At 52.1% G+C, this 26,455-nt stretch carries 33 protein-coding genes; 15 read left to right on the plus strand and 18 right to left on the minus strand.

Going from position 1 to position 26,455, the window contains the following annotated elements; genetic code table 11:
- Positions 1–336 precede the first annotated feature (336 nt).
- Positions 337–1,935, minus strand: coding sequence for a gamma-glutamyltransferase (gene ggt, locus PsAD46_RS00810; RefSeq protein WP_063305950.1), 1,599 nt, complete (start codon positions 1,933–1,935; stop codon positions 337–339).
- A 115-nt stretch (positions 1,936–2,050) separates the two neighbouring features.
- On the opposite strand from ggt, the gene PsAD46_RS00815 reads away from it, so the two are divergent.
- From PsAD46_RS00815 to PsAD46_RS00825, 3 genes are all read left to right on the plus strand, one after another.
- Positions 2,051–2,482, plus strand: coding sequence for a heme-binding protein (locus tag PsAD46_RS00815; RefSeq protein ID WP_063299757.1), 432 nt, complete (start codon positions 2,051–2,053; stop codon positions 2,480–2,482).
- A gap of 84 nt (positions 2,483–2,566) precedes the next feature.
- Positions 2,567–3,199, plus strand: a complete 633-nt coding sequence (locus PsAD46_RS00820; RefSeq protein ID WP_057464710.1) for an HAD family phosphatase — start codon at positions 2,567–2,569, stop codon at positions 3,197–3,199.
- A 101-nt stretch (positions 3,200–3,300) separates the two neighbouring features.
- Complete coding sequence (locus PsAD46_RS00825; RefSeq protein WP_208980650.1) at positions 3,301–4,005, plus strand: isoprenylcysteine carboxylmethyltransferase family protein; 705 nt, start codon at positions 3,301–3,303, stop codon at positions 4,003–4,005.
- A 53-nt stretch (positions 4,006–4,058) separates the two neighbouring features.
- Here the strand turns inward: PsAD46_RS00825 and phaR are convergent, their stop codons facing one another.
- Entirely contained in the window at positions 4,059–4,676 is a 618-nt protein-coding gene (phaR, locus tag PsAD46_RS00830) for a polyhydroxyalkanoate synthesis repressor PhaR (protein ID WP_193776894.1), read from the minus strand.
- Between the two features lie 351 nt (positions 4,677–5,027).
- On the opposite strand from phaR, the gene PsAD46_RS00835 reads away from it, so the two are divergent.
- The 3 genes from PsAD46_RS00835 (at position 5,028) to PsAD46_RS00845 (ending at position 7,922) form a co-directional block, all read left to right on the plus strand.
- On the plus strand, positions 5,028–6,212 hold the full coding sequence (locus PsAD46_RS00835; RefSeq protein ID WP_063286141.1) for an acetyl-CoA C-acetyltransferase: 1,185 nt from the start codon (positions 5,028–5,030) through the stop codon (positions 6,210–6,212).
- Positions 6,213–6,381: 169 nt separating this feature from the next.
- Positions 6,382–7,110 (plus strand): acetoacetyl-CoA reductase, encoded by a 729-nt coding sequence (gene phbB, locus PsAD46_RS00840; protein ID WP_057464706.1) that lies wholly within the window; start codon positions 6,382–6,384, stop codon positions 7,108–7,110.
- Between the two features lie 179 nt (positions 7,111–7,289).
- Positions 7,290–7,922, plus strand: coding sequence for a LysE family translocator (locus tag PsAD46_RS00845; RefSeq protein WP_063291312.1), 633 nt, complete (start codon positions 7,290–7,292; stop codon positions 7,920–7,922).
- A 127-nt stretch (positions 7,923–8,049) separates the two neighbouring features.
- Here PsAD46_RS00845 and rpmF read toward each other — a convergent pair whose 3' ends face one another.
- The 3 genes from rpmF to PsAD46_RS00860 form a co-directional block, all read right to left on the minus strand.
- Positions 8,050–8,235: a 50S ribosomal protein L32 gene (rpmF, locus tag PsAD46_RS00850; protein ID WP_057464705.1), complete on the minus strand. Its 186-nt coding sequence runs from the start codon at positions 8,233–8,235 to the stop codon at positions 8,050–8,052.
- A gap of 140 nt (positions 8,236–8,375) precedes the next feature.
- Positions 8,376–9,092, minus strand: a complete 717-nt coding sequence (gene mtgA / locus PsAD46_RS00855; RefSeq protein WP_063305952.1) for a monofunctional biosynthetic peptidoglycan transglycosylase — start codon at positions 9,090–9,092, stop codon at positions 8,376–8,378.
- Positions 9,089–10,033: a hydrogen peroxide-inducible genes activator gene (locus tag PsAD46_RS00860; protein ID WP_063305966.1), complete on the minus strand. Its 945-nt coding sequence runs from the start codon at positions 10,031–10,033 to the stop codon at positions 9,089–9,091. Before PsAD46_RS00860 ends, mtgA begins: the two co-directional genes overlap by 4 nt.
- A 246-nt stretch (positions 10,034–10,279) precedes the next feature.
- Between PsAD46_RS00860 and PsAD46_RS00865 the strand changes: the two genes are divergently transcribed.
- Together PsAD46_RS00865 and PsAD46_RS00870 are read left to right on the plus strand one after the other, a co-directional pair.
- On the plus strand, positions 10,280–10,831 hold the full coding sequence (locus tag PsAD46_RS00865; RefSeq protein ID WP_063286144.1) for a peroxiredoxin: 552 nt from the start codon (positions 10,280–10,282) through the stop codon (positions 10,829–10,831).
- A 274-nt stretch (positions 10,832–11,105) separates the two neighbouring features.
- Positions 11,106–11,648, plus strand: coding sequence for a carboxymuconolactone decarboxylase family protein (locus PsAD46_RS00870; RefSeq protein WP_057464702.1), 543 nt, complete (start codon positions 11,106–11,108; stop codon positions 11,646–11,648).
- Positions 11,649–11,790: 142 nt separating this feature from the next.
- Here PsAD46_RS00870 and PsAD46_RS00875 read toward each other — a convergent pair whose 3' ends face one another.
- The 3 genes from PsAD46_RS00875 to PsAD46_RS00885 form a co-directional block, all read right to left on the minus strand.
- Positions 11,791–12,150: an NINE protein gene (locus PsAD46_RS00875; RefSeq protein WP_063291290.1), complete on the minus strand. Its 360-nt coding sequence runs from the start codon at positions 12,148–12,150 to the stop codon at positions 11,791–11,793.
- A gap of 150 nt (positions 12,151–12,300) precedes the next feature.
- Positions 12,301–12,663: an NINE protein gene (locus PsAD46_RS00880; protein WP_208859968.1), complete on the minus strand. Its 363-nt coding sequence runs from the start codon at positions 12,661–12,663 to the stop codon at positions 12,301–12,303.
- A gap of 128 nt (positions 12,664–12,791) precedes the next feature.
- Positions 12,792–14,033: a cyclopropane-fatty-acyl-phospholipid synthase family protein gene (locus tag PsAD46_RS00885; protein ID WP_063305953.1), complete on the minus strand. Its 1,242-nt coding sequence runs from the start codon at positions 14,031–14,033 to the stop codon at positions 12,792–12,794.
- A 324-nt stretch (positions 14,034–14,357) separates the two neighbouring features.
- Here PsAD46_RS00885 and PsAD46_RS00890 point away from each other — a divergent pair, with 324 nt between their 5' ends.
- Positions 14,358–15,239: a polyprenyl synthetase family protein gene (locus PsAD46_RS00890; RefSeq protein ID WP_244273163.1), complete on the plus strand. Its 882-nt coding sequence runs from the start codon at positions 14,358–14,360 to the stop codon at positions 15,237–15,239.
- Here PsAD46_RS00890 and PsAD46_RS00895 read toward each other — a convergent pair.
- Positions 15,236–15,787, minus strand: a complete 552-nt coding sequence (locus PsAD46_RS00895; RefSeq protein ID WP_063305955.1) for a cysteine hydrolase family protein — start codon at positions 15,785–15,787, stop codon at positions 15,236–15,238. The two genes, PsAD46_RS00890 and PsAD46_RS00895, sit on opposite strands and share 4 nt — an antisense overlap.
- Before the next feature lie 159 nt (positions 15,788–15,946).
- Here PsAD46_RS00895 and PsAD46_RS00900 point away from each other — a divergent pair, with 159 nt between their 5' ends.
- On the plus strand, positions 15,947–16,159 hold the full coding sequence (locus PsAD46_RS00900; protein ID WP_057464696.1) for a hypothetical protein: 213 nt from the start codon (positions 15,947–15,949) through the stop codon (positions 16,157–16,159).
- 4 nt (positions 16,160–16,163) lie between these two features.
- On the opposite strand, the gene PsAD46_RS00905 is transcribed toward PsAD46_RS00900, so the two are convergent.
- The 4 genes from PsAD46_RS00905 to PsAD46_RS00920 are packed head-to-tail and all read right to left on the minus strand — an operon-like array spanning position 16,164 to position 18,450.
- Complete coding sequence (locus PsAD46_RS00905) at positions 16,164–16,637, minus strand: YbaK/EbsC family protein (protein WP_063305956.1); 474 nt, start codon at positions 16,635–16,637, stop codon at positions 16,164–16,166.
- Between the two features lie 28 nt (positions 16,638–16,665).
- The gene (locus PsAD46_RS00910; protein ID WP_208981600.1) at positions 16,666–17,340 is read right to left on the minus strand and encodes a phospholipase; all 675 of its coding nucleotides are present in this window, start codon (positions 17,338–17,340) and stop codon (positions 16,666–16,668) included.
- Positions 17,337–17,771 carry a hypothetical protein gene (locus PsAD46_RS00915; protein ID WP_063305957.1) on the minus strand — a complete coding sequence of 145 codons (435 nt, stop codon included), beginning with the start codon at positions 17,769–17,771 and terminating at the stop codon, positions 17,337–17,339. Before PsAD46_RS00915 ends, PsAD46_RS00910 begins: the two co-directional genes overlap by 4 nt.
- A gap of 37 nt (positions 17,772–17,808) precedes the next feature.
- Positions 17,809–18,450, minus strand: coding sequence for a DNA-3-methyladenine glycosylase (locus PsAD46_RS00920; protein ID WP_063286151.1), 642 nt, complete (start codon positions 18,448–18,450; stop codon positions 17,809–17,811).
- A 72-nt stretch (positions 18,451–18,522) separates the two neighbouring features.
- On the opposite strand from PsAD46_RS00920, the gene gluQRS reads away from it, so the two are divergent.
- Positions 18,523–19,380 carry a tRNA glutamyl-Q(34) synthetase GluQRS gene (gene gluQRS / locus PsAD46_RS00925; protein ID WP_063305958.1) on the plus strand — a complete coding sequence of 286 codons (858 nt, stop codon included), beginning with the start codon at positions 18,523–18,525 and terminating at the stop codon, positions 19,378–19,380.
- Position 19,381: 1 nt separating this feature from the next.
- Here gluQRS and PsAD46_RS00930 read toward each other — a convergent pair whose 3' ends face one another.
- Positions 19,382–20,344, minus strand: a complete 963-nt coding sequence (locus tag PsAD46_RS00930) for an AEC family transporter (RefSeq protein ID WP_063305959.1) — start codon at positions 20,342–20,344, stop codon at positions 19,382–19,384.
- 30 nt (positions 20,345–20,374) lie between these two features.
- Positions 20,375–21,337: an AEC family transporter gene (locus tag PsAD46_RS00935; protein ID WP_063305968.1), complete on the minus strand. Its 963-nt coding sequence runs from the start codon at positions 21,335–21,337 to the stop codon at positions 20,375–20,377.
- Between the two features lie 165 nt (positions 21,338–21,502).
- Here PsAD46_RS00935 and PsAD46_RS00940 point away from each other — a divergent pair, with 165 nt between their 5' ends.
- Entirely contained in the window at positions 21,503–22,630 is a 1,128-nt protein-coding gene (locus tag PsAD46_RS00940; RefSeq protein WP_063305960.1) for a hybrid sensor histidine kinase/response regulator, read from the plus strand.
- Here the strand turns inward: PsAD46_RS00940 and PsAD46_RS00945 are convergent.
- Positions 22,627–23,229, minus strand: a complete 603-nt coding sequence (locus PsAD46_RS00945) for a 2-hydroxychromene-2-carboxylate isomerase (RefSeq protein WP_063305961.1) — start codon at positions 23,227–23,229, stop codon at positions 22,627–22,629. The genes PsAD46_RS00940 and PsAD46_RS00945 overlap by 4 nt on opposite strands.
- A 211-nt stretch (positions 23,230–23,440) precedes the next feature.
- Between PsAD46_RS00945 and PsAD46_RS00950 the strand changes: the two genes are divergently transcribed.
- The gene (locus tag PsAD46_RS00950) at positions 23,441–24,280 is read left to right on the plus strand and encodes a phosphatase PAP2 family protein (RefSeq protein ID WP_063305962.1); all 840 of its coding nucleotides are present in this window, start codon (positions 23,441–23,443) and stop codon (positions 24,278–24,280) included.
- A 67-nt stretch (positions 24,281–24,347) separates the two neighbouring features.
- Here the strand turns inward: PsAD46_RS00950 and PsAD46_RS00955 are convergent, their stop codons facing one another.
- Complete coding sequence (locus PsAD46_RS00955; protein ID WP_057464687.1) at positions 24,348–24,833, minus strand: low molecular weight protein-tyrosine-phosphatase; 486 nt, start codon at positions 24,831–24,833, stop codon at positions 24,348–24,350.
- Between the two features lie 155 nt (positions 24,834–24,988).
- Between PsAD46_RS00955 and PsAD46_RS00960 the strand changes: the two genes are divergently transcribed.
- Positions 24,989–25,282 carry a 4a-hydroxytetrahydrobiopterin dehydratase gene (locus PsAD46_RS00960; RefSeq protein WP_063286159.1) on the plus strand — a complete coding sequence of 98 codons (294 nt, stop codon included), beginning with the start codon at positions 24,989–24,991 and terminating at the stop codon, positions 25,280–25,282.
- A gap of 21 nt (positions 25,283–25,303) precedes the next feature.
- Here the strand turns inward: PsAD46_RS00960 and PsAD46_RS28505 are convergent, their stop codons facing one another.
- Positions 25,304–25,528: a sulfurtransferase TusA family protein gene (locus PsAD46_RS28505; RefSeq protein ID WP_057464685.1), complete on the minus strand. Its 225-nt coding sequence runs from the start codon at positions 25,526–25,528 to the stop codon at positions 25,304–25,306.
- Between the two features lie 94 nt (positions 25,529–25,622).
- Between PsAD46_RS28505 and PsAD46_RS00970 the strand changes: the two genes are divergently transcribed.
- Positions 25,623–26,195: a DUF924 family protein gene (locus tag PsAD46_RS00970; protein ID WP_063305963.1), complete on the plus strand. Its 573-nt coding sequence runs from the start codon at positions 25,623–25,625 to the stop codon at positions 26,193–26,195.
- Positions 26,196–26,455 lie beyond the last annotated feature (260 nt).

Consider the following 26,455-nt stretch of genomic DNA (forward strand, 5'->3'; position numbering starts at 1 on the left):
AGGGTGTAAGGTCATGGAGCCTGTCCCTGTGCTACGTGGTCCGCAAAAGCGGCCACCATCAACTGTTCAGGTTTGGTAATACATGCGAGGCGGGGTCTGGCCGCGTCACGATCTCAAGCCGTGCTGGACTCTGATCTGGGATCCAACGACCTCCGCCTCGCTACCATTCAAGCACAAAACAAACACACAGGGATCCAGAGCTGCCCTCACCAACGCCAGCACCTTTGGCACTGGATACCGGATCAGCGCTCCGCTTGTCCGGCATGACGGTTGAGGTTCCAGAGCAACCAACCAGTCACTCTGGATACCCATCATAGTTAGCAAAGCACCAGCACCTTAGTACCCCAGCGCGCAGCCGTCTTTGCGTGGGTCAGAGCCGCCAATCAGGCCGCCGCCGTTGGCTCGGTCAAACATGATCGCCTGTCCACCGCCGATTGGGGAAGTCACAATGGACACCTCATGGCCTAAAGCTTGCAGTGCTTCAACCGTCTCCGCTGAGACACTGGTTTCAGCTTGCAAAGACAAGGACTTCTCGTCGATGAACATACGCGGGCAATCAATGGCTTCCTGCATGTTCATACCGTAGTCCAGATGATTGGAAAGCACATGGGCATGACCGCACGGCTGATACCCGCCGCCCATCACACCAAAACTCATATAAGGCAGTCCGTCCTTTAGAACCATCGCCGGAATGATAGTGTGCATTGGCCGCTTGCCCCCAGCAATCTGGTTTGGATGCCCCTCTTCCAACGTGAAGCACGCCCCACGGTTTTGCAAAAGCACGCCGGATTTCGGTGTCGCGATACCAGACCCGAAGCCGTGATAAATGGAGTTGATGAGCGAAATGGCCAGACCATTCTCGTCAACCACACTCAGATAAACCGTATCAGACTTCGGTGAGAGCACCTCTTCCGGCTGCCTCGGCAACACAGCATCCGTGCGGATCAACTTGGCAAGACCGTCGATGTAGTCGCTATCCAGAAACGCCTGCGGGTCAAACTCCATAGTCTCAGGATCAGCAAGAAAACGATCACGGCCAGAATAAGCAATCTTGGCAATTTCCATCTCCAGATGGAACCGCTCTGGCCCCATTGGATCCAGATCCGCCCAGTCAAACCGCTTCATCAACTCCAGCATGATAAGAGCTACAATGCCCTGCCCGTTTGGCGGCAACTCAGCAACAGTCACGCCGCGATAGTCCGTGGTGACTGGCTTCAGATCAACAGCCTCATGCGCAGCCAGATCGTCCGCTATCAGATATCCACCCTTCGCCTGCACTACTGCTGCAATCTCTTCAGCAATCGGGCCGTTGTAGAACGCATCCGCTCCACTCTTTGCAACAGCTTCCAGCGTCTCTGCCAGGGGAAGGTTACGCATCATTTCGCCAACAACAGGCGCACGACCATCCTTCAAAAACAGCTCAGATGCACCTTCATCACGCTTGAGAAAGTCAACAGCGCCTTTCCAGTCCGCAGCCACACGCGGGCAGACTGAATACCCGTCACGCGCATAACCAATCGCCCGCTTCAGAACTTTATCGAATGAAAACCGTCCATGGTCTTTGAGCAGCTTCTCCCACCCGCGCAAGGCGCCCGGAACGGTGACTGCGTGAATTGAATCCACGGCAACATCAAGCAAACCATCCGCTATCAGCTTATCTGCACTCACATTTTCAGCAGCGCGCCCAGATGAATTCATGCCCGAGAGCGTCCCATCCGGCTGCGCAACAATGGCAAAGCAATCGCCGCCAATGCCCGTCATATGCGGTTCAACGACAGAATGAACAGCCATAGCGGCCACAGCAGCATCAACGGCAGTACCGCCCTCTCGCAAAATTTCGAGCGCTGCATTGGTAGCCAATGGATGGGATGTCGCTGCCATTGCATGTGGTGCATAAACAGCGGAGCGACCCGGAGCATGAAAATCTCTAAACACGAAAAATCCCTCTTTGTAATTACCAGTGAATCTCCGGTCCCCTAACGAAGAATTCCCCGCATCATCATCCTCTGCTAAAACAGGGTGATTCAGCAAAACCTATCAGGAAATACTTATGGTGCAATTCAATCTTGATCACGCCCGGACAATCATCTCAGCAGCACAGGCTAAAGGAAGCGAGCTTGGCCTCAAACCGCTCACCGTCGCTGTACTGGATGCAGGCGGCCACCTCGTCGCACTCGAACGTCAGGATGGCTCATCAATATTGCGCCCACAAATCGCAATGGGCAAAGCCTATGGAGCCGTAGCCGTTGGCGCAGGGTCCCGCTGGCTCAACGACAACGCCCAAAGCCGCCCTCACTTCGTGCAGGCACTCAACGGCGTTGCAGGTGGCGGCATTGTGCCAGTACCGGGCGGTGTTCTGGTCCGCAACACTGACGGCGAAATTCTAGGCGCAGTCGGCATCACCGGCGACACATCCGAAAACGACGAAGCTTCAGCCATTGCAGGCATTAAAGCAGCTGGTTTCACGGCTGACGCAGGCTGACACAACTTTACCGCAGTTGCTGGACTATATTGCGCCCAGCAACTGCACCACTATCACGGTTCACTTCATTTCAGATTGGTACCCATGCCTATTCGCTTTGTTATTTTTGATATGGACAACGTCCTTTACGATTATGACCATCCCTACCGTCTGAATGTCCTCGCTGACATGACCGGCAAACCAGCCGAAGAGATCGATCATATCGTCTTTAAGGGGCCAGAAGAAAACGCCGCCGAAGCCGGCACCCCGCACACCGCAGCAGAATACCTCTCGCAGTATCAACGGCTTCTGGGCCATCCTATTTCACGTGAAACGTGGGTCAAAATCCGCCGGGACATGATGACCGAATGGCCAGACATGCTCTCCCATGTGGAAGCAATCAAACAAAACCACGAAGTCGCATTGCTCACCAACAACGGCATGATGTTGAAAGACGCGCTCTATGAAGTCGCTCCGGCACTGGAGCCAATCTTTGGCGACCGCGGCCATGCCTCCGCCGAGTTCGGAACCCGCAAACCAGACCCGAACATCTACCTGACAGTCTGCGAGAAATACGGCTTCCAACCAGAAGAAACCCTGTTCGTGGACGACCGCCTCGACAATGTGGAAGGTGCCCGCGAAGCAGGCCTGACCGCTTACCAGTTCACCACAGAACCAGCGTTCGCCAGTTACATTCGCACACTGGGACTGATCAATGAGCAGGTTCCGGCGAATTAGAAACATCCCACTAACCGGGTATTCAGCAGACCAGCAATCAGTTCGCCTCAAAGACGGTTTCTCTCCGTAAACTTGTGCAATTGCAACACACGCAAGTTGAGATGGAGAGAAGTCTGTACCTACGTCTGACCATAAGCTCAGCGATGCTCGCGGTCTTCATCGCACTCGCCATCTTGCCATCCATCGCTTTCGCAGGATCATCACTTGCATGGCCGCGGGGCTTGATGATTGTGGCACTGGTTTACTTCGCGCAAGTCGGCGTAGGCTTATGGCTCGCCCGCATAAACCCCTGGCTGTTCAAAGAACGCACCTCGTTCCCCTCCAAGGCCCTGAAGGGAGACAAACGCGCCACTCTCATCCTGTTCGGAGTGATCTTCGTCTACTTCCTGCTCGCTGCTCTGGACGCTCACCTCTGGCATATCCTGCCTCAAACGGGAGACGTGAAACCAATCCTCAGAGGCCTGTTCCTCTTCCTGTGCGGTGTCATTCTCATCGTCTGGACCTTCAGCAAAAGCCCCTTCGCCAAGCCAACACCTCAAATAGACCTGAGCGAGCAGCAATGCGTTGAAAGCTGCGGACCGTACGCACTGGTCCGCCACCCCATGTATCTCGGCCTCATGTTCTGCATCGCAGGCCTTTCCATGATACTGGGCTCAAAACTCTTCGCCTTCCTCGCAATCCCGCTCATCATCCTCGGCTTCCTGCCGCTGATGAGAACTGAAGAAAAAACCCTCACCAGCAACTGCGAAGGTTACACAACCTATACTGAGAAGGTCCCCTGCCGCCTGTTTCCATGGATCTATTAAAAAAGCCGAAGGCATCCCTCCGGCTTCCATAACTCAGCAGCAATGTGTGTGTATCAGGCGTCTTTTTTGGCCGCTGCCAAAGCTGCAATCTGCTTTTGCATTTCTGCAAGCTGCTCTTTCAGGTCAGAAATGTCGCCGCTGCTAGCCTGCGTTTCTGCAGGTTTAGGCGCAGCTTCCTTTTCCGGTGCTTGAGCTTGCCCCGTCATATCCGCAGGATTTGAACCATCAAACGGCAGGAACATCTTCATCGCACGGTCAAACATATCCGCATTTCGCTTCACCTGATCTTCCAGAACCTCAAAGGCAGAGGAGCCAAAGTTCTGGTTCATCTGGCTGCGCAACTTCTCTTGCTCTCGGGTGAGAGAGGACATGGAGAATTCCAGATAGCTTGGCACGAGGTTTTGCATACTGTCACCGTAAAACCGGATCAGCTGGCGCAGGAAGGTAATTGGAAGAAGGTTCTGCCCCTTGCTTTCCTGCTCAAAGATAATCTGCGTCAGAACAGTCCGCGTGATGTCATCACCGGATTTGGCGTCAATGACGACGAAGTCATCTTCATCCTTCACCATCACCGCAAGATCCTCGAGAGTCACATAGGTGCTGGTTCCAGTATTGTAGAGCCGCCGGTTGGCGTACTTCTTGATGATAGTGGCTTCGTTTGTCTTAGCCATCAGATTTGAGTACCTCAATGCGCTATTATGGCTGATCTGGAACACTATCCCAATTTGCTCCGGCCAGCTCCCCCCTGATCCCATATTTTTTACATACGAGATTAACTAGTAAGCCGCAGAGTAAGCTAAATCCCACCTTTCACGCTAGCGGTTTCATTGGTCTACTATGGTCTTAATTGGAATTATCGAATTCATCTGGCTTTCCCCCCTACAAATTGAATAGTCTGCCCATTAGGTATTCTACGAGTTCGAAGGATCTCTTATGCTGCATTGCACCAGCATGGCTGCCCGCCCTGGTGATTTGCGTGCGAATAAGAAGTCCCGCATTGCACAAATATTGGAGAATTGCACATGACCTCGCCTAATGATGTTGTAATTGTAAGCGCGACACGTACCCCAATCGGATCCTTCAACGGGTCCTACGCCAACACCCCAGCTCAAGACCTCGGCACCGCGGTTATCAAGTCAGCACTTGATCAGGCGAAAGTGGAAGCAAACGACGTCAACGAAGTTATCTTCGGCCACGTGCTCACTTCTGGTCTCGGTCAGAACCCGGCACGTCAGGCAGCGATCAACGCTGGCATGGCAGATGATTCGACCGCTATCGTTATCAACCAGGTTTGCGGGTCAGGCCTGCGTGCTGTCGCTATGGGCATGCAGCAGATCCAGTCCGGTGATGCAGATATCATCGTTGCAGGCGGTCAGGAAAACATGACCCTGTCCCCACACTGCCAGAGCTTGCGTGCCGGCGTGAAAATGGGTGACTACTCCATGACTGACACCATGCTGAAGGACGGCCTGATTGATGCATTCCAAGGCTATCACATGGGTATCACTGCAGAAAACATCGCAGAAAAGTACCAGATCACCCGTGAAGCTCAGGACGAGTTCGCTGTCTCCTCTCAGAACAAAGCAGAAGCTGCTCTGAAAGCTGGCAAGTTCAAAGACGAAATCACTCCAATCACCGTAAAAGAGCGCAGAACTGAGCGCGTGGTGGAAGATGATGAATTCATCCGCATGGGTGCTGAAATCTCCGCAATGCAGAAACTGCGCCCGGCATTCAAAAAAGAAGGCACCGTAACCGCAGCCAACGCATCCGGCATCAACGATGGCGCAGCAGCTCTTGTTTTGATGAGCGCAGACGCAGCTGAAAAACGTGGCCTGAAACCGCTGGCAACCATCAAGTCATGGGCAACTGCTGGTGTTGATCCTGCATACATGGGTCTTGGCCCAATCCCTGCTTCCAAAAAAGCACTCGAAAAAGCTGGCTGGGCTATTGATGACCTCGATCTCATCGAAGCAAACGAAGCCTTCGCAGCGCAGGCTCTTGCCGTTGGTCAGGAACTGGGAATCGACTCAGACAAGCTCAACGTCAACGGCGGCGCAATCGCTCTTGGTCATCCAATTGGTGCATCCGGCGCGCGAGTACTTGTAACTCTTCTGCATGAAATGAAGCGCGAAGAGAAGAAAAAAGGCCTGGCAACCCTATGCATTGGTGGAGGTATGGGTATCGCACTGTGTGTTGAGAGAAAATAACCTCAACATTGGTAGTAATGTCACCTAATTGGAATAATTGAGCTTTATGGTCCCTGCGTAAAGTTCAAGTCAATTCCCTAACTAATGACGGAGTTGTCTTTGCTCCGTCATTATTATTACCTGTAACGGTGGGTTCCAATATTTTATTCCTAAGGCGGGGAGTATATCGATGAGCAGGGTAGCAATTGTAACCGGAGGAACGCGTGGCATCGGCGCAGCGATTTCCAAAGGATTGAAGGATGCAGGATACACAGTTGCCGCAACATATGCAGGCAACACGGAAGCAGCTGATAAATTCAGCGCAGAAACCGGCATCAGTGTTTACAAATGGGATGTAGCGGACCCTAAGGCCTGTGAAGCAGGTATTGCTCAAGTGGCAGAAGAGCTCGGCCCGGTCGAAGTTCTCGTAAACAACGCGGGCATCACCCGCGATGGCTGGTTCCACAAGATGGATTATGACCAGTGGACCGCCGTGATGAAAACCAACCTCGACTCAATGTTCACAATGAGCCGCCCGGTTCTGGATGGCATGCGCGAGCGTGGTATTGGCCGCATCATCAACATTTCTTCCATCAATGGACAGAAAGGCCAGATCGGCCAGACCAACTACTCCGCAGCAAAAGCAGGCGTGATCGGCTTCACAAAAGCACTGGCGCAGGAAACAGCGCGCAAGGGCATCACCGTGAACTGCATCTGCCCAGGCTATATCGACACTGACATGGTCGCTGCTGTCCCTGAGAAGGTTCTGGAAGGCATCATCGGCCAGATCCCGGTCGGTCGCCTGGGCAAGGCAGAAGAGATCGCAGGCATGGTCTGCTACCTCGCCTCCACAGCCGCAGCCTTCGTCACCGGCTCCGTCATGACCATCAACGGCGCCCAATACGTCGCAAACGGTTAATACGCAGCGGTGAGGGACCTCCCGCTCTGAAACGTTAAATGACGATCAAACACCAAAACCGCCTCTCTAAGGGGCGGTTTTTCTTATCTGGAACGCACCGACAAAATTTGGCAAGTTTGATGTGTGCAGACAATTCCGATATGACCTCTCGTTTGCATATGAACTCGGGTGGAAACGCAATGCCAGATCTTTCAACGCTGCTTCTGTTCACAGCAGCGTCCTTTGCTCTCACTGCAACTCCCGGCCCAGACATGCTGCTAATTGCCTCCCGCAGTGCAGCTCAGGGAAGACGTGCAGGACTAGCCACCTTTGCAGGAATTGCCACAGGAACATACTTTCATGCGTTTGCCGCAGCCTTTGGCCTTTCACAGCTCTTTCTTGCTGTTCCTATCGCTTATGATGTTGTTCGGTTTACAGGCGCTGCTTATTTGCTGTTTCTGGCTTGGAAGGCATTCACCTCAAAATCAGAGGTCGCCAATACAACTATTGAAAATAAGACGCACTCATCCATTCAGATGTTTCGTCAGGGCCTTTTAACTAACCTACTCAATCCCAAGATGGTCATCTTCATCCTGGCCTTGTTTCCTCAATTTGTGAAACCTGAAGCTGGAAACGTCGCAGTTCAGATAATGATCCTTGCCACCGTGTTGAACACAGTCGGCTTCTTCATCAACGGAACTGTCATTGTCGCAGCAAATCACATGATGCGAACACTCGGAGGCAACGGAAAGCTTAAGTTTCTCGCAAACTATGTTTTGGGTGCCGTGTTTGCAGGCCTTGCAGCAAGATTAGCTTTCGAAAGCCAACGCTAGCAGAAAATCAAAAAAGGCCACCCTTTCACAGAGCGGCCTTTCTTAGTTCAAGCGAAGCACCACAAAAAGAAAAAGCCGCCCCGAGGGACGGCCTTTTCAAAATCAACTCGCGCTGATCGCTTCAGACTTAAGCGTCGTCTTTAGCCTGAAGGATCTGACGACCCCGGTACATACCACTCTTCAGGTCAACATGGTGCGGGCGACGAAGTTCGCCGGAATCCTTGTCTTCCACGTAAGCTGGTTGTGCCAGAGCATCAGTAGAACGGCGAAAGCCGCGCTTCATACGCGATACTTTTTTCTTAGGAACAGCCATTGTAGCTCTCTCTCTCGTCACATGCGCACGCGCCACTCAAGCGCGGCGTTAACGTGCGAAATACACAATCTCTCAGATTGGCGGGGGTTATACAGGCAAACAGAAGGATTTGCCAGTCCTTATACGAAAATAATTTCGCACTACCTCTCCGGCGCCGAAATACAGTTAAGCACTTCGCCGGCCACCTGAGCTCGGCTACGGTTTATACCGGCAAGCCTGCGATGTCCAGAGCTAGGTTTTGCGGGGTTCCTGGCAATTGGGTTTGGGAGTGCTGTAGCCAGCAAAGAGGCCTGAGTCGCAGAAAGTTTTGCAGCACTTTTCCCAAAGAAAGTTTGCGATGCAGCTTCCACTCCAAAGATCCCCGGGCCCCACTCCGCAACGTTCAGATAGATCTCCAACACCCGCCGCTTTGACAGCACCGTATCGATGAGTATCGCCAGAGGAACTTCCAGCACTTTGCGCAGATAATCTCTGTCGTTCCAGAGAAACAGGTTCTTCGCAAGCTGCATGGTGATGGTGCTCGCCCCCCGAGGGCGCTTGCCTTCAAACAACTTCCAGGCCTGCCCACGCACCGCAGGCCAGTCAACGCCGCCATGAGTGCAGAACGTAGCGTCCTCGGAGACGACCACAGAACTTTGTAAATTAACGGAAATTTCTTCCAAAGGCACCCATTCACGCCAAACGGGTTGACCAGTCACAACGCGAAACAGCATCAGACTGGAATAAGGAGGAACCACAGAATACAGCAGGGTCAACACCACCGGCAAAGCCACAAGCACCCCGAGTGTACGCAACACCCAACGCCTGATCCTGCGCTTTAATGGCTCTGGTTTCTCCTTTGAACGCGCTTTCTTCAAGCACTCTTCTCCGATACATCTTGAGGAACCGAGACGTCTCTTTGAGTTTCAACCATAAAGCGTTCCAGAGCCTTGCAAAGTAATTTTGCATTTCCTTCAAAAGAAGATTTACGCCTCCAGACCATTCCAATCGTCCGGCGCGCATTCTTGTCGGCAATTTTGATCAGCTTCAAAGAGGTCCCGCGGTCGATATCTGCATCTACTGCAATACGTGGCACCAAAGTGACGCCGATGCCGTTATCCACCATTTGCACAAGTGTTGATAAAGATGTGGCTTGTACATCTTCATTTGCCGTCAGCATGCGCCCTCCCGTTGCGGCAAGCACATGGTTTCGCAAACAGTGGCCATCTTCCAACAGCAACAACACCTCATCTGCCAGATCTTCCATCATCACTTCATGGGCGCCAGCCAGCGCGTGTACGCTCGGCACGGCCAGATAAAAATCATCTCTTCCAATCTCGGCAGATTCAAACCCCGTCGTATCATAGGGCAGCGCCATCAGTGCCGCATCAATGCGCCCTTCCCGCAGAGCAATCATCAGATTGCGCGACAGATCCTCACGAAGGAACAATTGCAGCTCAGGATAAAGCTCTCTGAGCTGAGGCAGAAAGCGCGGCAGCAGAAACGGAGCGACAGACGGGATCACTCCCAACCGGAACCGACCACACAACGGCTTGTTCTGCGCACGAGCCCCCTGCACAAGGTCCTCCGCATCACGCAACAGCAAAGATGCTCTCTCAAGCACCTTCCCTCCCGCTTCAGTCAGGACGAGCGTGCGACCAGAGCGGTCCAGCAGCTCACATCCAAGAATGCCTTCCAACTGCTTGATCGAGGCAGAAAGCGTTGATTGTGTGATGAAACAAGCCTCTGCCGCCTTCGAAAAAGACAGGTGTTTGGCCAGCGATTTGAAGTACTGAAGCTGTTTTAATGTGGGTAACATTGTGCGACCAGATGACACAGATCAAAGCTCATAGATTAGAATTTCTCTAAATTTTGGCGGAATTTGGCCAATCCCGAGACAACTTAGCATGCCCATCGAAAAAATCGATGGACTTCTTCGTTATTATCGTTTTGACCGATCAAATCAAGAGTTGCATAAAGACCCCAACGAAGACGTATTTTCCAAGTCTTCATGAGAATCACTAATCGACGCGCTCTGGCGTCATTCCATATTTAGGAGAGTACCATGCTCGGTATCGGCGAAAAGCTTCCAGAATTTGAAGTAGTTGGCGTAAAGCCTGGTTTCAACAACCACGAAGAAAACGGCGAAAGCGCATTTGAAGCAATCACTGAAAAAAGCTTCGAAGGTAAGTGGAAAGTAATCTTCTTCTACCCAAAAGACTTCACTTTCGTATGCCCAACCGAAATCGCTGAATTCGCTCGCCTTGCAAGTGAGTTTGAAGACCGTGACGCAGTTGTACTCGGTGGTTCTTCCGACAACGAATTCTGTAAGCTGGCATGGCGCCGTGATCACCCAGATCTCGATAAGCTGCCAATCTGGGCATTCGCTGACACCAACGGTTCCCTGATCGACGGCCTCGGCGTTCGCTCCCCAGACGGCGTTGCATACCGCTACACCTTCGTTGTCGACAACGAGAACACCATTCAGCACATCTACGCAACCAACCTGAACGTTGGCCGTAACCCTAAAGACACCCTGCGTGTTCTCGACGCTCTGCAGACCGACGAACTCTGCCCATGTAACCGTGAAGTTGGCGGCGACGTAATCGCAGCTTAAAGCGTATTCCCGAAAAGTGGTTCCGGTTTTCGGGTAAGAATACGCGAGAAAATAAGGACTTAGAGCTTGGTGCGTGAATGCATATGAAGGCGCCAAGCTCTAAGTCCGGAACGATCAGGACCGGAGCACATAAAGCGAAAAATCGCAGGCTCCGGTCTTTTTTAGCGTACTTCCGAAGACAATAAAAAACAGGTTTCGGAAGAGTTTGCGCATCAAAAACTAAAAACCATCACTTTGCACGTGGCCCATTGCTAAAATCATTAGGAGAAACATCATGTCCATCGATTCCTTGAAATCCCGCCTTGGTGACTTTGCTAAGGACGTTCGTTTGAATCTTGGCTCTATGGGAACTGATGAATCTCTGACTGCTCAACAGAAATACGGCCTGATCGTCGCTTGCGCCATCGCCACCCGCAATGCAGACGTGAAGAAGGCCTTGATTGCAGAAGCTGCTCCGCACCTGTCCGCAGAAGCTATGAGCGCCGCCAAAGCTGCTGTATCAATCATGAGCATGAACAACATCTACTACCGCTTCGTACACCTCTCCTCAAATGAGCAGTACGGAACCATGCCTGCCAAATTGCGTATGAACGTGATTGGCAAGCCGGGCGTAGACAAAGTTGATTTTGAATTGTGGTCGCTTGCTGTATCCGCCATCAACGGCTGTGGCATGTGCATTGATAGCCACGAAGCTATCCTGCGCAAAGCTGGAGTAACTGCCGAGATGGTGCAAACAGCTGTTCGTTTCGCATCAATCATCCAATCTGCTGCTGTCGCCCTTGAAGCATCAGAACTGGAATTGGAAGCAGCTGAATAACCACAAGCGCCTCTCCTAAGGTTTTCGCCCTGTTTAATCCCCTCCCAGGATTATTCGTGCCCCGAATAACAGGCGATCCCTAAACTGGCTCCAAGAGCTAAGCCGAAGCCCCCCAACTTCGGCTTTTCTTTGTGATGAGCCTCTAACGAACCTCATTCGGCTCGGAAGGTGTATTGAACACTCCCACAAGGATGATCAGAAGATCAACGAACGCCCACGCAGAGACAATCATTCCCAACCCCAAAGCCCCACTGACAACGGCCAGCATCCCGTTTGGATCCAACGTTTCCATCCGGTTCAGACCGCTCACAATCAGAAAAGCCGTAATCAAAGAGAGAACAAGCATCACCGCCCCACTCAGCGGCTTACCAAGATAAAACCGATGCAGCCCCAAGCCGCCCAAAAAGAGCGACAGGATCACCGTCACCACAGCAGATTTGTGCGGATTCTTGAGATAAAAGAAACCTCTTTTACTAGGCGGAATGACGGTTTGATCGCTCATAACTACGACCTCCGGTGAGCTTCGATCACACTCAGAGGCTGACACGCATTATCGATCAACACATCTCTCGAAATTTACGGCATAGAACTAGGGGTTATGAATTCTTCCTAGGCAAACCTGAAGAAACCAAGCCGCCGCCCCGCAGCTGCCCTAAAAGCTCTCCCGAATAAGCAAAACAATCAGCACGATCAGATCGATAAACACCCAAATGTTCGCAATCATCGCCATGCCGATGGCAACGCCGAAACCAACCCACTCGCCAGTCGTCAGATCAGCAATCAAATTATGCCCGTCCAATCCCATGAGCAACGGGATCAGGATCAAAACTGCTGTAATGTTCAGGCAGTTGATAACAACAGCACTGCCAAGCTTGCGCAGATAAAACCGGTGGGCCGCAAACTGCCCAAGCAATAGCGCAAACAAAACGGCATAAGCTGTAGACTTACCCGGTTCGGAAAAATTGAAAATGCCCTCTCGCCGCCTTTGCGAGGGCAATGGAATATCATCAAACACCAACGACCTGCTTTCACCCATGCATTCTAAACATCGGGAAAGTAGCCAATGATTTTACTGGGCGTCAATGATCCAACCCAACAAACCCCGGAACTAACTCCGGGGCCACTTCTTTAATACAGAGCGGCTTAGGCCGTTTTTCTGCGATCATCACGATGAGAGATCATCGCCTGCTCATTGTCACCAATGAAGTCACGGATAATCGGCACAGCATCCCGTTCTTTAGACAGGATCAACTGGAACACCATGAGTCGCCCATGCAGGAAGTTCATTTCGCAGCCTGACAGGTAAAACTCCCACATTTTGCAAAAGCGCTCGTCATACAGCTCTTTGATCTTATCCCGGTTACGCTCAAAGTTAAGGCGCCAATCTCTCAGGGTGTAATAGTAGTGCAGCCGCAAAATCTCGTTATCACAGACCCAAAGACCCGTTTTCTCAATATCGGCAAAAGTCTCTGAAAGAGCAGGACAATACCCACCCGGAAAGATGTATTTGCTCAGGAATGGGCCCGTTACACCCGGGGGGCCACTACGACCAATCGAGTGAATGACAGCATAGCCATCCTGCTTCAGACAGTCTCTGATCTTGGCAAAGTAAGCACCCAGATTGCCGTGGCCAACATGCTCCATCATGCCGACAGAAACAACGCGATCAAACTCACCTTCAAACTCGTTGTAGTCCAGACAGACAAAATCAACCTTGCCCTCAAGACCGGCAGCTTTCACACGCTCCTCAGCAATTTTGATCTGCTCGGTAGAGACATTGAGAGAGGTCACCTGCGCACCGGTCTGCGCCATACGAATAGCCAGAGAGCCCCAGCCGCCGCCAATTTCAAGAACTGACATGCCTGGCTTCAGGTCCAGCTTTGCAACAAGATGATCCAGCTTGGCTTGCTGGGCTTCTTCAAGCGTATCCTCAGGCGTCCGGTAATAAGCACAGCTATAATTTAGTCCGTCATCAAGAAAGAGCCGATACAAGTCCGTCGACAAATCATAATGATGGCGCACCTGCGCTTTGTTTTTCTTCAGGTTCAGACCAAGGCGTCGCCGCGTATGACCATCTTTCATGAAAGTCAAAATTCGTTGAATAGGATGTTCTGTAAGCAGGCCATCATTCGCCATGAACACAGCAACCAGATCATTCAGAGTGTGACCCGGCTCCATGGTGATTAAGCCATCCATATAGGCTTCGGCTGCTTTCAGCTCAGGATCAATCAGAAGTGTGTAGGGAAGCTTCTGACTGTGAAAACGCAATGCAGCGGAGGGGCCGCTTTCATCACTGCCAAAAACGTGCTTTTTATCTTTGGCATCAAAAATTACAAGTTGCCCTATCTGGACAAAATTCGACAAAATCTTCGAAAGTGCACGCATTTCTATTCCCCCTATCATCTCTTATAGCTGACTTACTAGGGCGCCTTATTACGAGGCTCTTATTATATGACCTTAGGTAACTTTAGATTTAACCTAAAGAAAAAAACAGCATCAAGGCAACTCCGCAGGAAATCTCAGCCGAATATTCACGGGGCGAAAATCCGCAGGAACCTTACGGAAACACTCCATTTCACTTGACGTTGAGCTGTTTTCAGGACAAACGATCAACTTGCTATCTGTCGAATAGGTAAGCACTTTCAAATCTGTTGTACTTTATTTGCTCGTTTGGGATGGGGTTCTGTGTCTGTTGCTTTAAAATCGGTCATCACCGAAACCGCTCAGTCTCTTGAAGAAAAGCTCACCTCTCTTTTAGGGGAGACTGTTCGCTCTGAGGAATTGGCCCGCCCTGAACGCTTGCTGGAAGCGATGAACTATGCAGCGCTGTCCGGCGGCAAACGTCTGCGCCCGGTTCTGATGGTGGAAGCTGCCCGCCTGTTCGGTCACGAAGATGAAGGCACGCTTGTTGCCGCATCAGCGCTGGAATGCATTCACTGCTACTCCCTCGCCCATGATGACCTGCCAGCAATGGATGACGACGATGTACGTCGTGGTCGTCCAACAACTCATAAGGCATTTGACGAAGCAACGGCTATTCTAGCAGGCGATGCACTGCTCACGATCGCATTTGATTTCATTGCTGATGAGCAAGTGCATCCAGATCCGGCCATCCGTCTGCGTCTGTCGCGGGAATTGTCCCGCGCATCCGGCATTGGCGGCATGGCAGGCGGTCAGATGCTGGACCTCGCCTCTGAGCACCGCGACAGAACAGAAGCTGAGATTCGTCAGCTTCAGGCGATGAAGACCGGCGCGCTCATTCGTTATGCATGCCGTGCAGGCGCAATTCTCGCAAATGCCACAGACGACGACATCGCTCGCCTCACCCGTTTTGGTGAAATCATCGGTCTGGCGTTCCAGCTGGCAGATGACCTGCTGGACTTGACCGGCGATGCAGAAGTGGTTGGCAAGGCAACGGGCAAAGATGCAGAAGCTGGCAAGGCAACCCTCGTCAGCCTGCTGGGTGAAAGCCACACCCGTCAGGAGCTCTCACGCTTGATTGCAGAAGCAGATGAACTGCTGGAGTCATACGGCGCAAAGGCCAACACCTTGAAGACGCTAGCCCGTTACATCGCTGATCGCGAAAGTTAAGCCGTCTCTGCCTGGGCAAACTCAACATCAGCTTCCGGTAAAACAGCAATACTGCCCTCATACCCACGAAGAAAAACGAGCGTATTGTTGTGATGCTCCCTGATTTGCTGTCCGGTAGCGTGCTCTTTGTCGTGCGTGGTGCGCGCGTCATTCACAAGCCGCAGGTTAAACCCAAGCGAAGCCGCACGGCGGAACGTGGTATCCACGCAGAACTCCGAGGCAAACCCGCAGATCGTCAGATCAGTGATGCCGCGCTCATCCAGCAACTCTTTCAGATTGGTTTTGTAGAAGGAATCCGGTGCAGTTTTCCGCACCTTCAAATCACTGTCCGTTACAATCAGATCTTCCGGTAATTCCCACCCGTCAGTACCATAAGCCAATTGATGGTTTGCCCGTTCATGCTGAACAACGATAACTGGCACATCTGCTTCACGAGCTTTTGCACTCAGCCTGTTGATACGAGCAATCGTTGCATCCCGCTCAAACGGGTGCGGCTCCACATCAAACAAATATTTTTGTACATCAATAATAATAAGCGCGGTGCTCATCGTACCCTCATTTATCGGAGGAACAGGCGTCTCCGACTTCCCCTAAAAATATGCCCATGAATTAGTCATAAGCAATTGTAATCAATAAATATTTTCTTTGACCTTTGTAACCATCAAACAGATAGTTGGTCCTGAAGCAAATGAACAGGAGGTCGTTACATGGATCATGAAATGATGATGGAAGGCTTCGCCCTTTGGCAAGTTGTCATCATGATCGTCTGGATATTGGTTGTTGTCATTCCAATCGCCAGAATCCTGAACCGTCTTGGCTTTTCAAGGATCTGGACCATTCTGGCTTTCATTCCCCTGGTCAACCTGATCTTCCTCTGGATCCTAGCCTACGTTCATTGGCCAGTCGAAGACAGAATGTAGCCTGCTACTTCACGCAGATGACCTGATAGTCTCCCAAAATGTCCGGCAAATTTCCGGGCATCATGAACACTGCATTCGGCGTTCCGGCAGCAGCCCACACTTCATCAAAGCTCAACAGATCTTCATCCACGAAAACCGTCAACTCCTGTTTATGTCCCAGTGGTGGAATACCGCCAATCGAGAACCCTGTAACGTTTCTAACAAACTTGGCATCAGGTCGCCCGATCGGCCCGCCGACAACTGTAGAAATAGCGTCTTCGTTGACGCGGTTCGTCCCGCTCGCCAGCACCAAAATAGCTTCCTCGGTATCCAGCTTCTGAAAGACAAGGGATTTGACAATCTGTTCCTGAGCGCAGCCCAGCGCCTGCGCAGCCTCTGCAGCAGAACGTGAAGACTCCGGCAGCTCAACGACTTTCAACCCAAGTCCACGATCATCCAAAAAACTCTGAAATTGCTTTGCACGCTTACTTTGCAACATATAACCCCTCCTCCGGCCTGTGCTTCCTTTAGATAGTGGTTGGCGCTGAAATTCCAAACCGTTCTTTCAGGAACCGGAGCGCCAATGCCTGTGCCTCACCATTGATGGAGTGATCCAGCCTCGCCAGATCATGCGCTTCCACATCAAACCCTGCATTCTCCAGCGCCGTTTGAGCAGTCCCAAGATACGCCGCCGCCACCACATCATCCTCACTGCCATGCAGAAGCATCACTGGAGGCCGCACCACCATCTGCTCCACCAGATGCTCAGGTCCACCCAAAACACCGGAGAAACTCAGCAGGCCTGCCGCCTCTGAAAAACGCCGAGGTCCAACATGCAAAGCAACCATAGCACCCTGCGAAAAGCCACCCAGCACCATGTCACGCTCCAGCAGACCATAATGCTCCAGCTCGGCATCCAGCACCTGGTTGATCAACGGCGCAGCGGCCTGCACACCAATCCAGATTTCCCGCGCATCAAACTCAGTGGCCGCAAACCACTGCCGCCCCTCAACCCAATGTGCGCATGGCTCTGGCCCATTCAGGCAAACAACAGCGGTTTCAGGCAGCCCGTCGCGCAAGGCACGCGCCGTCGGCTCCATGTCCCCAGCATCACCGCCATACCCATGCAGCAACACCAGCAGTTTGCGCACCGGTGCATGGCTCGGCTCCAAGCGGATGCACTCAAGCTCGTGCATACTCATTCAGCCTCTTTCATCGTCATATGACCAGCAAGGTCTTGAAGCAGACCATCCTTCAAAAGGACATTCATCATCGCACCATCATAATAGCGCTCTTCAACAACCTTACCAGCATCCCAGCGTTGCCAGCACAAACCGTCAATCTGCTGCAACACACCAGCACCATCTACAAACTGGCTGAGATTGCGGAAGACGCATAAACCACGCGTCTCATCAATCACAACATCTTCAATCTTGCCAATGATGGATTGCGCCGCTGAGATAAACGGCTCTTGCTTGGCACGGCCTTCGGCAGCGCCATCCGCAAACAGCACATCATTGGCATACATCTGCACAGAGGACGCAAAGAATGCATCAAACGCTTCAAGCGGCTTTCCATCGCGAAGCAGTTCAACCTGTGCGTCCACAGCACTCACAAAACCTTTGGATTCCATCAAGCAGCTCCCCATTTCATAATTGGCTCAGCCCCCTTCAAACTGGCAAGGTCTCGCGTCCTTCTTTCATCACGCGATAATAAGACCAGAACAATCGCGCCGCAGTTCCACGATGAGGAGACCATGCCTCAGTAATTTCGGCAAGCACCTTTCCCTTGGGGCGCTCTTCCAGATCAAACGCATGCTGCACAGCCGCCTGCAAAGCCACATCTCCAACCGGAAACACATCCGGATGCCCAGCGCAAAACAGCAAAAAGATATCCGCAGACCAAGGGCCGATACCCTTAATCTCACAAAGCCGCTTGTGTGCTACCTCACCCGGCCAGTCCACCGCCTCGTTCAAACACAAACCAGCCTTCAGCTCTTCAGCAATGGCCTTCAATGTTCGCAACTTGGCATTGGAAAGCCCAACACCCAACAGTTCCTCATCGCTTTTGGAAAGCAGCACATCCGGCTCAAATGGCACCACCAGTGCCTCCAACCTTGCCCAGATGCTTGCCGCAGCCGCCACAGAAAGCAACTGCGCCACCACGATATTGCAAAGTCCGGCAAAATCAGCTGAGCGCCTGCGCAAAGGCACCTCACCTGCAACATCAGCAACGCGAACAAGCCGCTCATCTAACTGCACAAGGGACGCGAGCTCCCGCTCAATATCCTCAAGCGTATTTATAGGTCTCAACGCCCTCTCCTCAAGCAAGCAAAGATGCTCTAATAACAAGCTGTCCATATTCCAAGTAGAACCATTTCGCAAATGAACTCGCCTGTCTATCGCTTTGCCCCTTCACCCAACGGCCACCTCCACCTTGGCCATGCCTATTCGGCCATCCTCAACGATGAAGCTGCAAAGCAAAACGGCGGAAAGTTCCTACTGCGCATCGAAGATATCGACACAGTCCGCTGCACTCCGCAACTGCAAGAAGATATGCTGGAAGACCTGAAATGGCTGGACCTGCATTGGGTAACGCCAGTTCGCAAACAGTCAGAGCATTTCAGCGAATACGCTAAGGCACTCGCACAGCTGGAAGCAATGGGCCTTGTCTACAAAGCCTACCTCACCCGCGCCCAGATCAAACGCTTCGTCGCGAAGCAGGATGCATCGGACACGCCATGGCCACGAGACCCTGACGACGCCCCACTTTACCCCGGAGACAGCAGCGTTCTCTCTGAACAAGAACAAAAAGCCCTTCAGAACTCCGATGCGCCCTATGCCCTGCGCCTCAACATGGCCAAAGCCATTGAGCTAGCGGGAACATCTCTCTCTTGGAACGAAGCACATCACAGAAAAATTCAAGCCGACCCGGCAGCTTGGGGCGATGTCGTCCTTGCCCGCAAAGACACCCCAACCAGCTACCATCTTTCAGTAGTCGTAGATGATGCACTACAAGGCATTACCCACATTCTGCGCGGCAAAGACCTCTACCACGCCACCAGCGTCCACCGCCTGCTGCAAACTCTATTGGACTTGCCAGAACCGCACTACGAACACCACGACCTCATTCTCGACAAAACAGGCCGCAAGCTCGCCAAATCCGCCAAGGACACTTCCCTCCGCGAACTAAGAGCAAGCGGCGTCACTCCTGAACAAATCAGAGAGAAGCTGGGCCTGTAGCTCAATACCCCTGTACCTGAATGAACCAGAGCCAGAAGCTTACGGTGAAGACCGATATGCCTGTGGTGATTGCGATGCCGTTGGTGGACATGGCATGACCGGTGCCAAACTGGTTGGCTATGATGAAGGAGAACACGCCTGTCGGGCACGCTGCGATCAGCGTTGCCACACCCACCCAGACAGAGGGCAGGCCCACCACGTGTGCAGCAACAACAAACACCACAAACGGCATCAGGATCGACTTGATAATCGCCAGCACGCTACCAATCGCCAGATTGCCTCGAATACCGTAGTTCACCATGCTCATCCCCACTGCGACCAGCGCCACAGGTGAGGCAGCTTTCGCCAGTGGAGCCAAAACGTCATCAGCCAACTTTGGAATTTCCAAACCTGATACATTCCAGAGCAGCCCACCCACAACACCATACAGGATCGGGTTTGCCAACAAGCCTTTGCCAACTGCAATTAAAAGCTCTTTCTTAGAGCGCGGCGCCTTATGACCATCAATCACCACCGCACGCTCCATCAATACAGAAGACGTCAGCGCGGTTAGCGGTGCGTGGAACACAATGAGAAGCGAAATCAAAAGCGTTCCTTCAGCTCCATAAACCGCATCAATCAACGGAATACCAACCAACACGGTGTTGGAGAAAGACGCCGTCAGCCCGGCAATCACCGCTGCACGTGCTTCCCGCTTAAACCCAATACGGACAAGCAGGCCACCCAGAAAAGCAACCACAATCATGGAACCGTAGTAAGTCGCCCAATACCCCCAAGGCGAGATGCCATCCAGGTCAGCGGAACCAAGGCTACGGAACAACAGGATAGGGATGAGAAGGTTCACGCAGAACTTGCTCAGAATATCGCCAAGACTGCGATCCAGATATCCAACATTAGCAACAACATAGCCAATGCCAACAAGAGCGAAGATCGGGAAGACGACGAAAAAGACCTGAACAATCATGGGAAACTCGAAAGAGGGTGCAAGACCTTCTTAGTAGCCCAGAAAGTTTAAGATCCAAAGCCAGAAGCTCATTGTGATTATTGAGAAAATGGTCGTCAGGCTGATGGAGTTCGCACTCATGGCGTGCCCGGTTCCAAACTGACTGGCATAAAGGTAGGCCACAACACCGGTTGGGCAGGCGGCCGCCAGTGTCGCCACCGCCACCCAAAGTGGCGAGAGCGGAAAGACATAAGCACCCAGAGCCAGCACCAGCGCTGGCATCAGCACAATCTTGAGCAAACTCAACACGCTGCCAATGGCAATGTTCCCACGCACACCATAGTTGAGCAGCGTCATACCAACAGAGAACAGCGCAACCGGGCTGGCAGCTTTTGCCAGAGGATGCAGCACACCATCCAGCAACACAGGCAACTCGTAGCCCGAGAAGTTCCAGCCTACACCCAGCAAAATCGCGATGACCAGCGGGCTCTTGATCAGCGCGGTGAACAGCGAATGCATAACGTCTTTGAAAGGCCGCGCTTCCTGGTAGCCATCCACCACCACCGCTCGCTCCATCGCCAACACAAACACCAGTGTTACAGACGGTGCATGCACGGAGATGATCAGGGAAATCGGAACCAACGCCTCCTGCCCAAAGGCTGAGGTAATCACCGGAATACCAACCAGCGACATGTTGGAGAACGCAGCAGAAAATCCACCAATACAGGCAGCCCTTGCTTCTCGCCCAAAGACCTTGCGCACCATATAACCACCCAGCACAGCACTGGTTGCCAGCGCCGTGTAATAGGTGCCCCAAAGCGCCCATGGGCTCAAACCAGCAAGATCAGATGTCGCCAGAGTACGGAAGATCAGAACCGGAATAAGCACGGTAATGCAGAAGGTGCTGAGATTGTCACCGACCTGCTTACTCAGCAGCCCGGCATATCCAAAGCCATACCCCACACCGACTGTCGCAAAAATGGGAAACACCACTTGCAGCGTACTAAACAGCATTCCGTGTCCGCTCTCTTTCCACCATACAGCACTCTCCCAGAGCGCAAGCAGATGCGCTTGCAGCAGCAAAAAAACAAAATCTCGGTGGATCCTTGCCAGAACTGGGCGAACTTTTCCTGCCAGTGTTTTAGGCTCTTCTTCGAGGATTGATCAAGGAGTTATCTCATGCCTGCGCCAAAACCGGCTCCAAAGCAGGATGTTGCAAGGCTGGTGCACGACCTGAAGACACCGCTGTCTGCTATGAAAACGGCTTCTGACCTGATCGCACAGGAACCACTCAGCGATCAGCAGCAACATCACCTGAACACTCTGCAAACAGCCATCAACTCACTTGCGAAGCTGACAGGTGCAATCCTCGGCGCAAACACACAAGCTGAACATCATAGCGGTGCTAAAAGTAAGACCGAGCCTGAAGCAAGATCAGTTCTTGAGCAGCTCACCTATATCGCTGATCTGTTTTCACCACAGGCAGCAAGCTCTGGTCACACCCTGACCCACCGCTGGTCACGAGAAGCTATGTCGGCCTATCAAACCCAATCGGACGAGCTACAGCGCATTCTCGCAGTGCTGGTCGATAACGCTATTCTGTACAGCAATACGGGCACCATCACGCTCAGCGCGCACATCAAGTTCTCAAACCATCAACCCAACATCGTGGTTACACTCAAGGATGCTGGCCCAGGCCTGACACCAGAGCAAGCTTCACATCTGGATGCCGCCCCAACGCCGAAACGGAAGTCCGACGGCCACGGCCTCGGGCTTTGGAGTGCGCGGCACCTTGCTTGTGATCATCATGGAGACCTGAGGCTCATCACCAACACCGAGCATGCGGCCTGTTTTGAGTTGGTTTTGCCAATCCAAGAGATCGAGCAGACACAGCAACTTTCTACTCCAGCCCAAAATATGACGCGCTCCAAGCTTTCTGGTTCTGTACTGGTGGTTGACGATAATGAGCCCAACCGGGAATTGCTGGCAGCAATCTTCTCATCATTTGGCCTGACAGTGCGCATCGCAGACAGCGGAAAGCAAGCGTTAGCTGTACAGTCGAAAACTCCATCCGACCTGATCTTTCTGGATCTGAATATGCCAGAAATGAGCGGCTCGGAAACACTCACTCAGATGCAGGCAAACGGACACGCCAAGGATAGAGCTTGCTTCGCGATCACGGCAAGCATCGCGCCGGAAGACCGCCCAGCGCTCTTCAAACAAGGTTTCACGCAAATTCTGGAAAAGCCTATCAACCCGTCAGCCCTCTACAGCCTGCTGGAAAGCACGCTTCAGAAGGTCAGCTAGCCAATCCGCACAAAGGAGGCATCCAACGCCTCATCAAGGCGGTCGTTGCCCCAGTAAAGGTCGCCTTTTTCGGTAATCATGCTTGGTGCTCCAAACACACTCAGCGCTTCTGCCTCTGCAACCGCTGCCCGCAAGCCAATCTTGACCTCAGTGGTTTCAGCCTGCCGCATGACCTTATCTGCATCCAGATCCAGCTCACGCAACAAGGCAATCATCAGCTCTGGTTTGGAGATATCCTCATCCAGCACAAAAGCCATGTGATACACAGCGCGGGTAAACGCACCGATCCACGGCTCCTTACGTCCCGCAAAAGCAATACGAGAGGCAAGCAGGCTGTGCTGTGGAAAGATCTGTGGTTTCTTCCAGGCCAACCCAAGGTTTGCAGCGGTACGTGCAACATCCCGCCACATATAAGCCCCCTTCTTCGGGTTCTCTAAAAATGGAGAGCTCTCTATCCCCTGACGCCGGAAGATCGGCCCCAACAGAAAAGGCCGCCAATCAATATCGATGCCCCTGTCTTTCGCAAGCTGTTCAATACGTGCTGCGGTCAGGTAGGAGTATGGGCTGGCAAATTCATAATAAAACGCGAGCCGAGGCATTTATTCTCTTTCTGATCCAATAGACCGGTAAGACCCAACCTACGGCAATGGAAACAATTTGAATTTATCTCGCAGGTCCCTATATGGGAGTTTGGCCGTGCGAGACGTAATCTTGCTGAGCACCAATGGAATTTCAAGGCAGCACATTGGCGCAACCTCCAAAAACAAGTATACCGCCTTGTAACTCAAAAGAGCGAACTCAGGAATTCCCGTGGCAAAAGACGGCTCGAACACTTCAATCCTAAGAAAAATCATTAGTTTCTGCGGTGAACGCCCGTTCACGGCAATCCTGACATATATCCTTATCGTCTCAGCAATCTTCCTGATTTTCCCGAGGCTGGATATCTGGGCCTCCAACTTCTTTTATGATGGCGAAGGCAGTTTCCCTGTTTCAAAAGACCCGTTCTGGCGCGGTGTACGATACTTCGGCGTCTACGTCTTCCAGTGGGTCGCAGGCTTGTCTTTATTTGTGATGCTCTTCAAGCTCGCGTTTCCAAAGATCAAAGCACTGATGGATCTCCGCCACCCGATCTTCGTCGTATCCACGCTCATTCTCGGACCGGGCCTCGTCGTCAACGCGTTCTTCAAGAACCTGTGGGGCCGCCCACGCCCGCGCGAAACGGAAATCTTCGGCGGAGACCTGCCCTTCATCGGCGTGTGGCAACCTACTAACCATTGTGATAGTAACTGCTCGTTTGTATCCGGTGAGGCATCAGCATCCATCTGGTTGTTCGTGCTGGTTTTTATAGCCCCCAAAGCCTGGCGCATTCCGCTGGCAACAGCAATCGGGGCATTGGTCTTTTTCCTTTCCGCCAACCGTGTGGCTTTCGGCGGGCACTTCTTTTCAGACACCCTGCTCTCTTGGGGCATCACCATGCTCGTAATTATGGGTGTCTATCACTACCTGTACCAGCGCACGCCAACATGGGCTCAGCCAGCTAACCTGGACACCTCCTTCACCAAGGGTGGTAACTGGCTACGTGCCAAACTTGGTCGCACTGCATGCTGGTGCGCACGAAGCAGCAAAAGCTTCCTAGGCAAATTCAAATAGCCTGCCCCAGATACAAAAAAGCTCCGCAACCAACTGCGGAGCTTTTCTTCAATGTCTTGCAAAGAGCCTAGATCTCGGTCGGCTCCATCTCCTCACGAATCTCCTGAAGCAGATTGTAAGTCCCGTTGCTCACCAGATCGTAGACTTCATCAAAGCCCTCATTCGCTCCGTAATACGGATCCGGCACATCCTTCTGCTCATCCTGAAGCAGCAAGCGCACATTTGCTGTATGCAGATACGGCGCTTTAGACTGAATATTCGTTAGGTTGCTGGCATCCATCGCGATGATGTAGTGAAACTTCTCAAAGTCCTCATCAATCAGCTGGCGCGCTTCCTGTTTAGAAATGTCGACACCATGCTTCTGCGCTGTCTGGATGCTGCGGATATCCGGTTTTTTGCCACTATGCCAATTCGCAGTTCCCGCGGAATCCACGTAAATCTGCTCTTCCAGCCCAGCTTGTTTGACATGATGACGGAAGACACCCTCTGCCAATGGGCTACGACAAATATTGCCAAGACACACAAACAGTACACGACGCTGCAACAAGACCACTGCTCCCTCCAAATCTGACTGCCCGAATATTTAACCCAGCCGAAATCTTTGCTCCAGACTTTCGTGCGGATCTACTCAAATATCCATGGATTTTGCGAGTCAGAAAAACCTACTAAATCTGAGACACCCCTTGCAACAAAACCAAAGGTGGTCTTGTGCCCGAGCTGTTGACCTCTACCGCAAAAGAATTTGCCCTCGCAGAATTACCGCATTGGACCTTGTCTGAAGATGGCAACGCGATAGAACGCACATTCACCTTCCGGTCCTTTGCACGCGCATTTGGCTTCATGGCCAGCGCTGCAATTCTGGCAGAAAAGATGAACCACCATCCTACATGGACGAACACCTACAACAAAGTGGATGTGTTACTTACCACCCATGATGCAGGTGGGCTGACCGAGCTGGATTTCAAGCTTGCCCGCAAACTGGACAGGCTTTGCGACGCTTAATCCCCTATAGGAAGAGTGCAGTCAGCATTCAATCTTGAACTGACGCACGTCACCTACCATCTTATTCTCAATCAGCACATGGCCGTCTTGCTGGCACATATGTGGAATATCGATTGCAGACATTGGATCAGTAGCTTTCACAACAAGCTGCTCGCCTTTTGCCATACGCTTAAGATGCTTGCGCGTCTTCATCACCGGCAGTGGGCAGTTGAGACCTCTCAGGTCCAGAATATTTGAATCTTCCACCAATGTTTCACCAGGTACTCGAGTGTGGCACTGTGTTTGATGCTGGGCTAACGGAACTTTGCGCAACAGTAAAGTGAATATTGGGGAGTAGACCATGGCGACGATGGAACTGGACGGAAAAACAGAGACCAGCAAAGCGCTTGAGATTCTGGACTTCTGGTGGACGGCAGGCGGCCCCAAATGGTTCAACGGCGGCGAAGCGTTCGATCAGGAAATTCGTGAGAACTTTGAAGCCGACGTAGAAGCCGCCAATCGCGGAGATTACGACAACTGGACAGCGACGCCTCACGGCACTTTGGCCCTCCTTTTGCTGCTCGATCAATTCCCGCGCAACATCTACCGCAGCACCTCAAAAGCATTTGCATCCGACCCCAAAGCTGTAAAAGTCGCTCTTGAGTCATTGAACAAGAACTTCCATACCGCCTTTCCTATGGGCTATCGCATGTTCTTCTTCCTGCCATTTGAGCATTCTGAAGAGATGGACATGCAGGATTTGAGCGTAGACCTGTTCCGCGGTCTTGGCGATCAGGACACCTACCATTACGCGCTGATCCATATGGACGTGATCCGCCGGTTTGGCCGCTTTCCTCACCGCAACGAAGTGCTCGACCGGACCTCAACACCAGAAGAAGTTGAGTTCCTCGCCTCTGGTGGTTTCAGAGCATAAGCAAGTTGATCAAAAATTAACCACGCATCAGACGTGATTACAAAATAGGCAGAGTCAAATTATGGCTCTGCCTATTTTATTGACAGACATATTCTGCGCCTCCCAGCTACTTCAACGGCACAACAAGAAAATTTAATTTCAATCAAGCCGCTGAATTTTCAAGTTTATTCCAACGCCTCCATCCTCCGGAATCTACACAAAAATCGATATTTCTCAAAACTGGCACGCTCCTTGAAAGAGAGAGGGCAAGCGTGCCGACC

The sequence above is a fragment of the Pseudovibrio sp. Ad46 genome (genome assembly GCF_001623065.1).
In the GTDB taxonomy this organism is placed as follows: domain Bacteria; phylum Pseudomonadota; class Alphaproteobacteria; order Rhizobiales; family Stappiaceae; genus Pseudovibrio.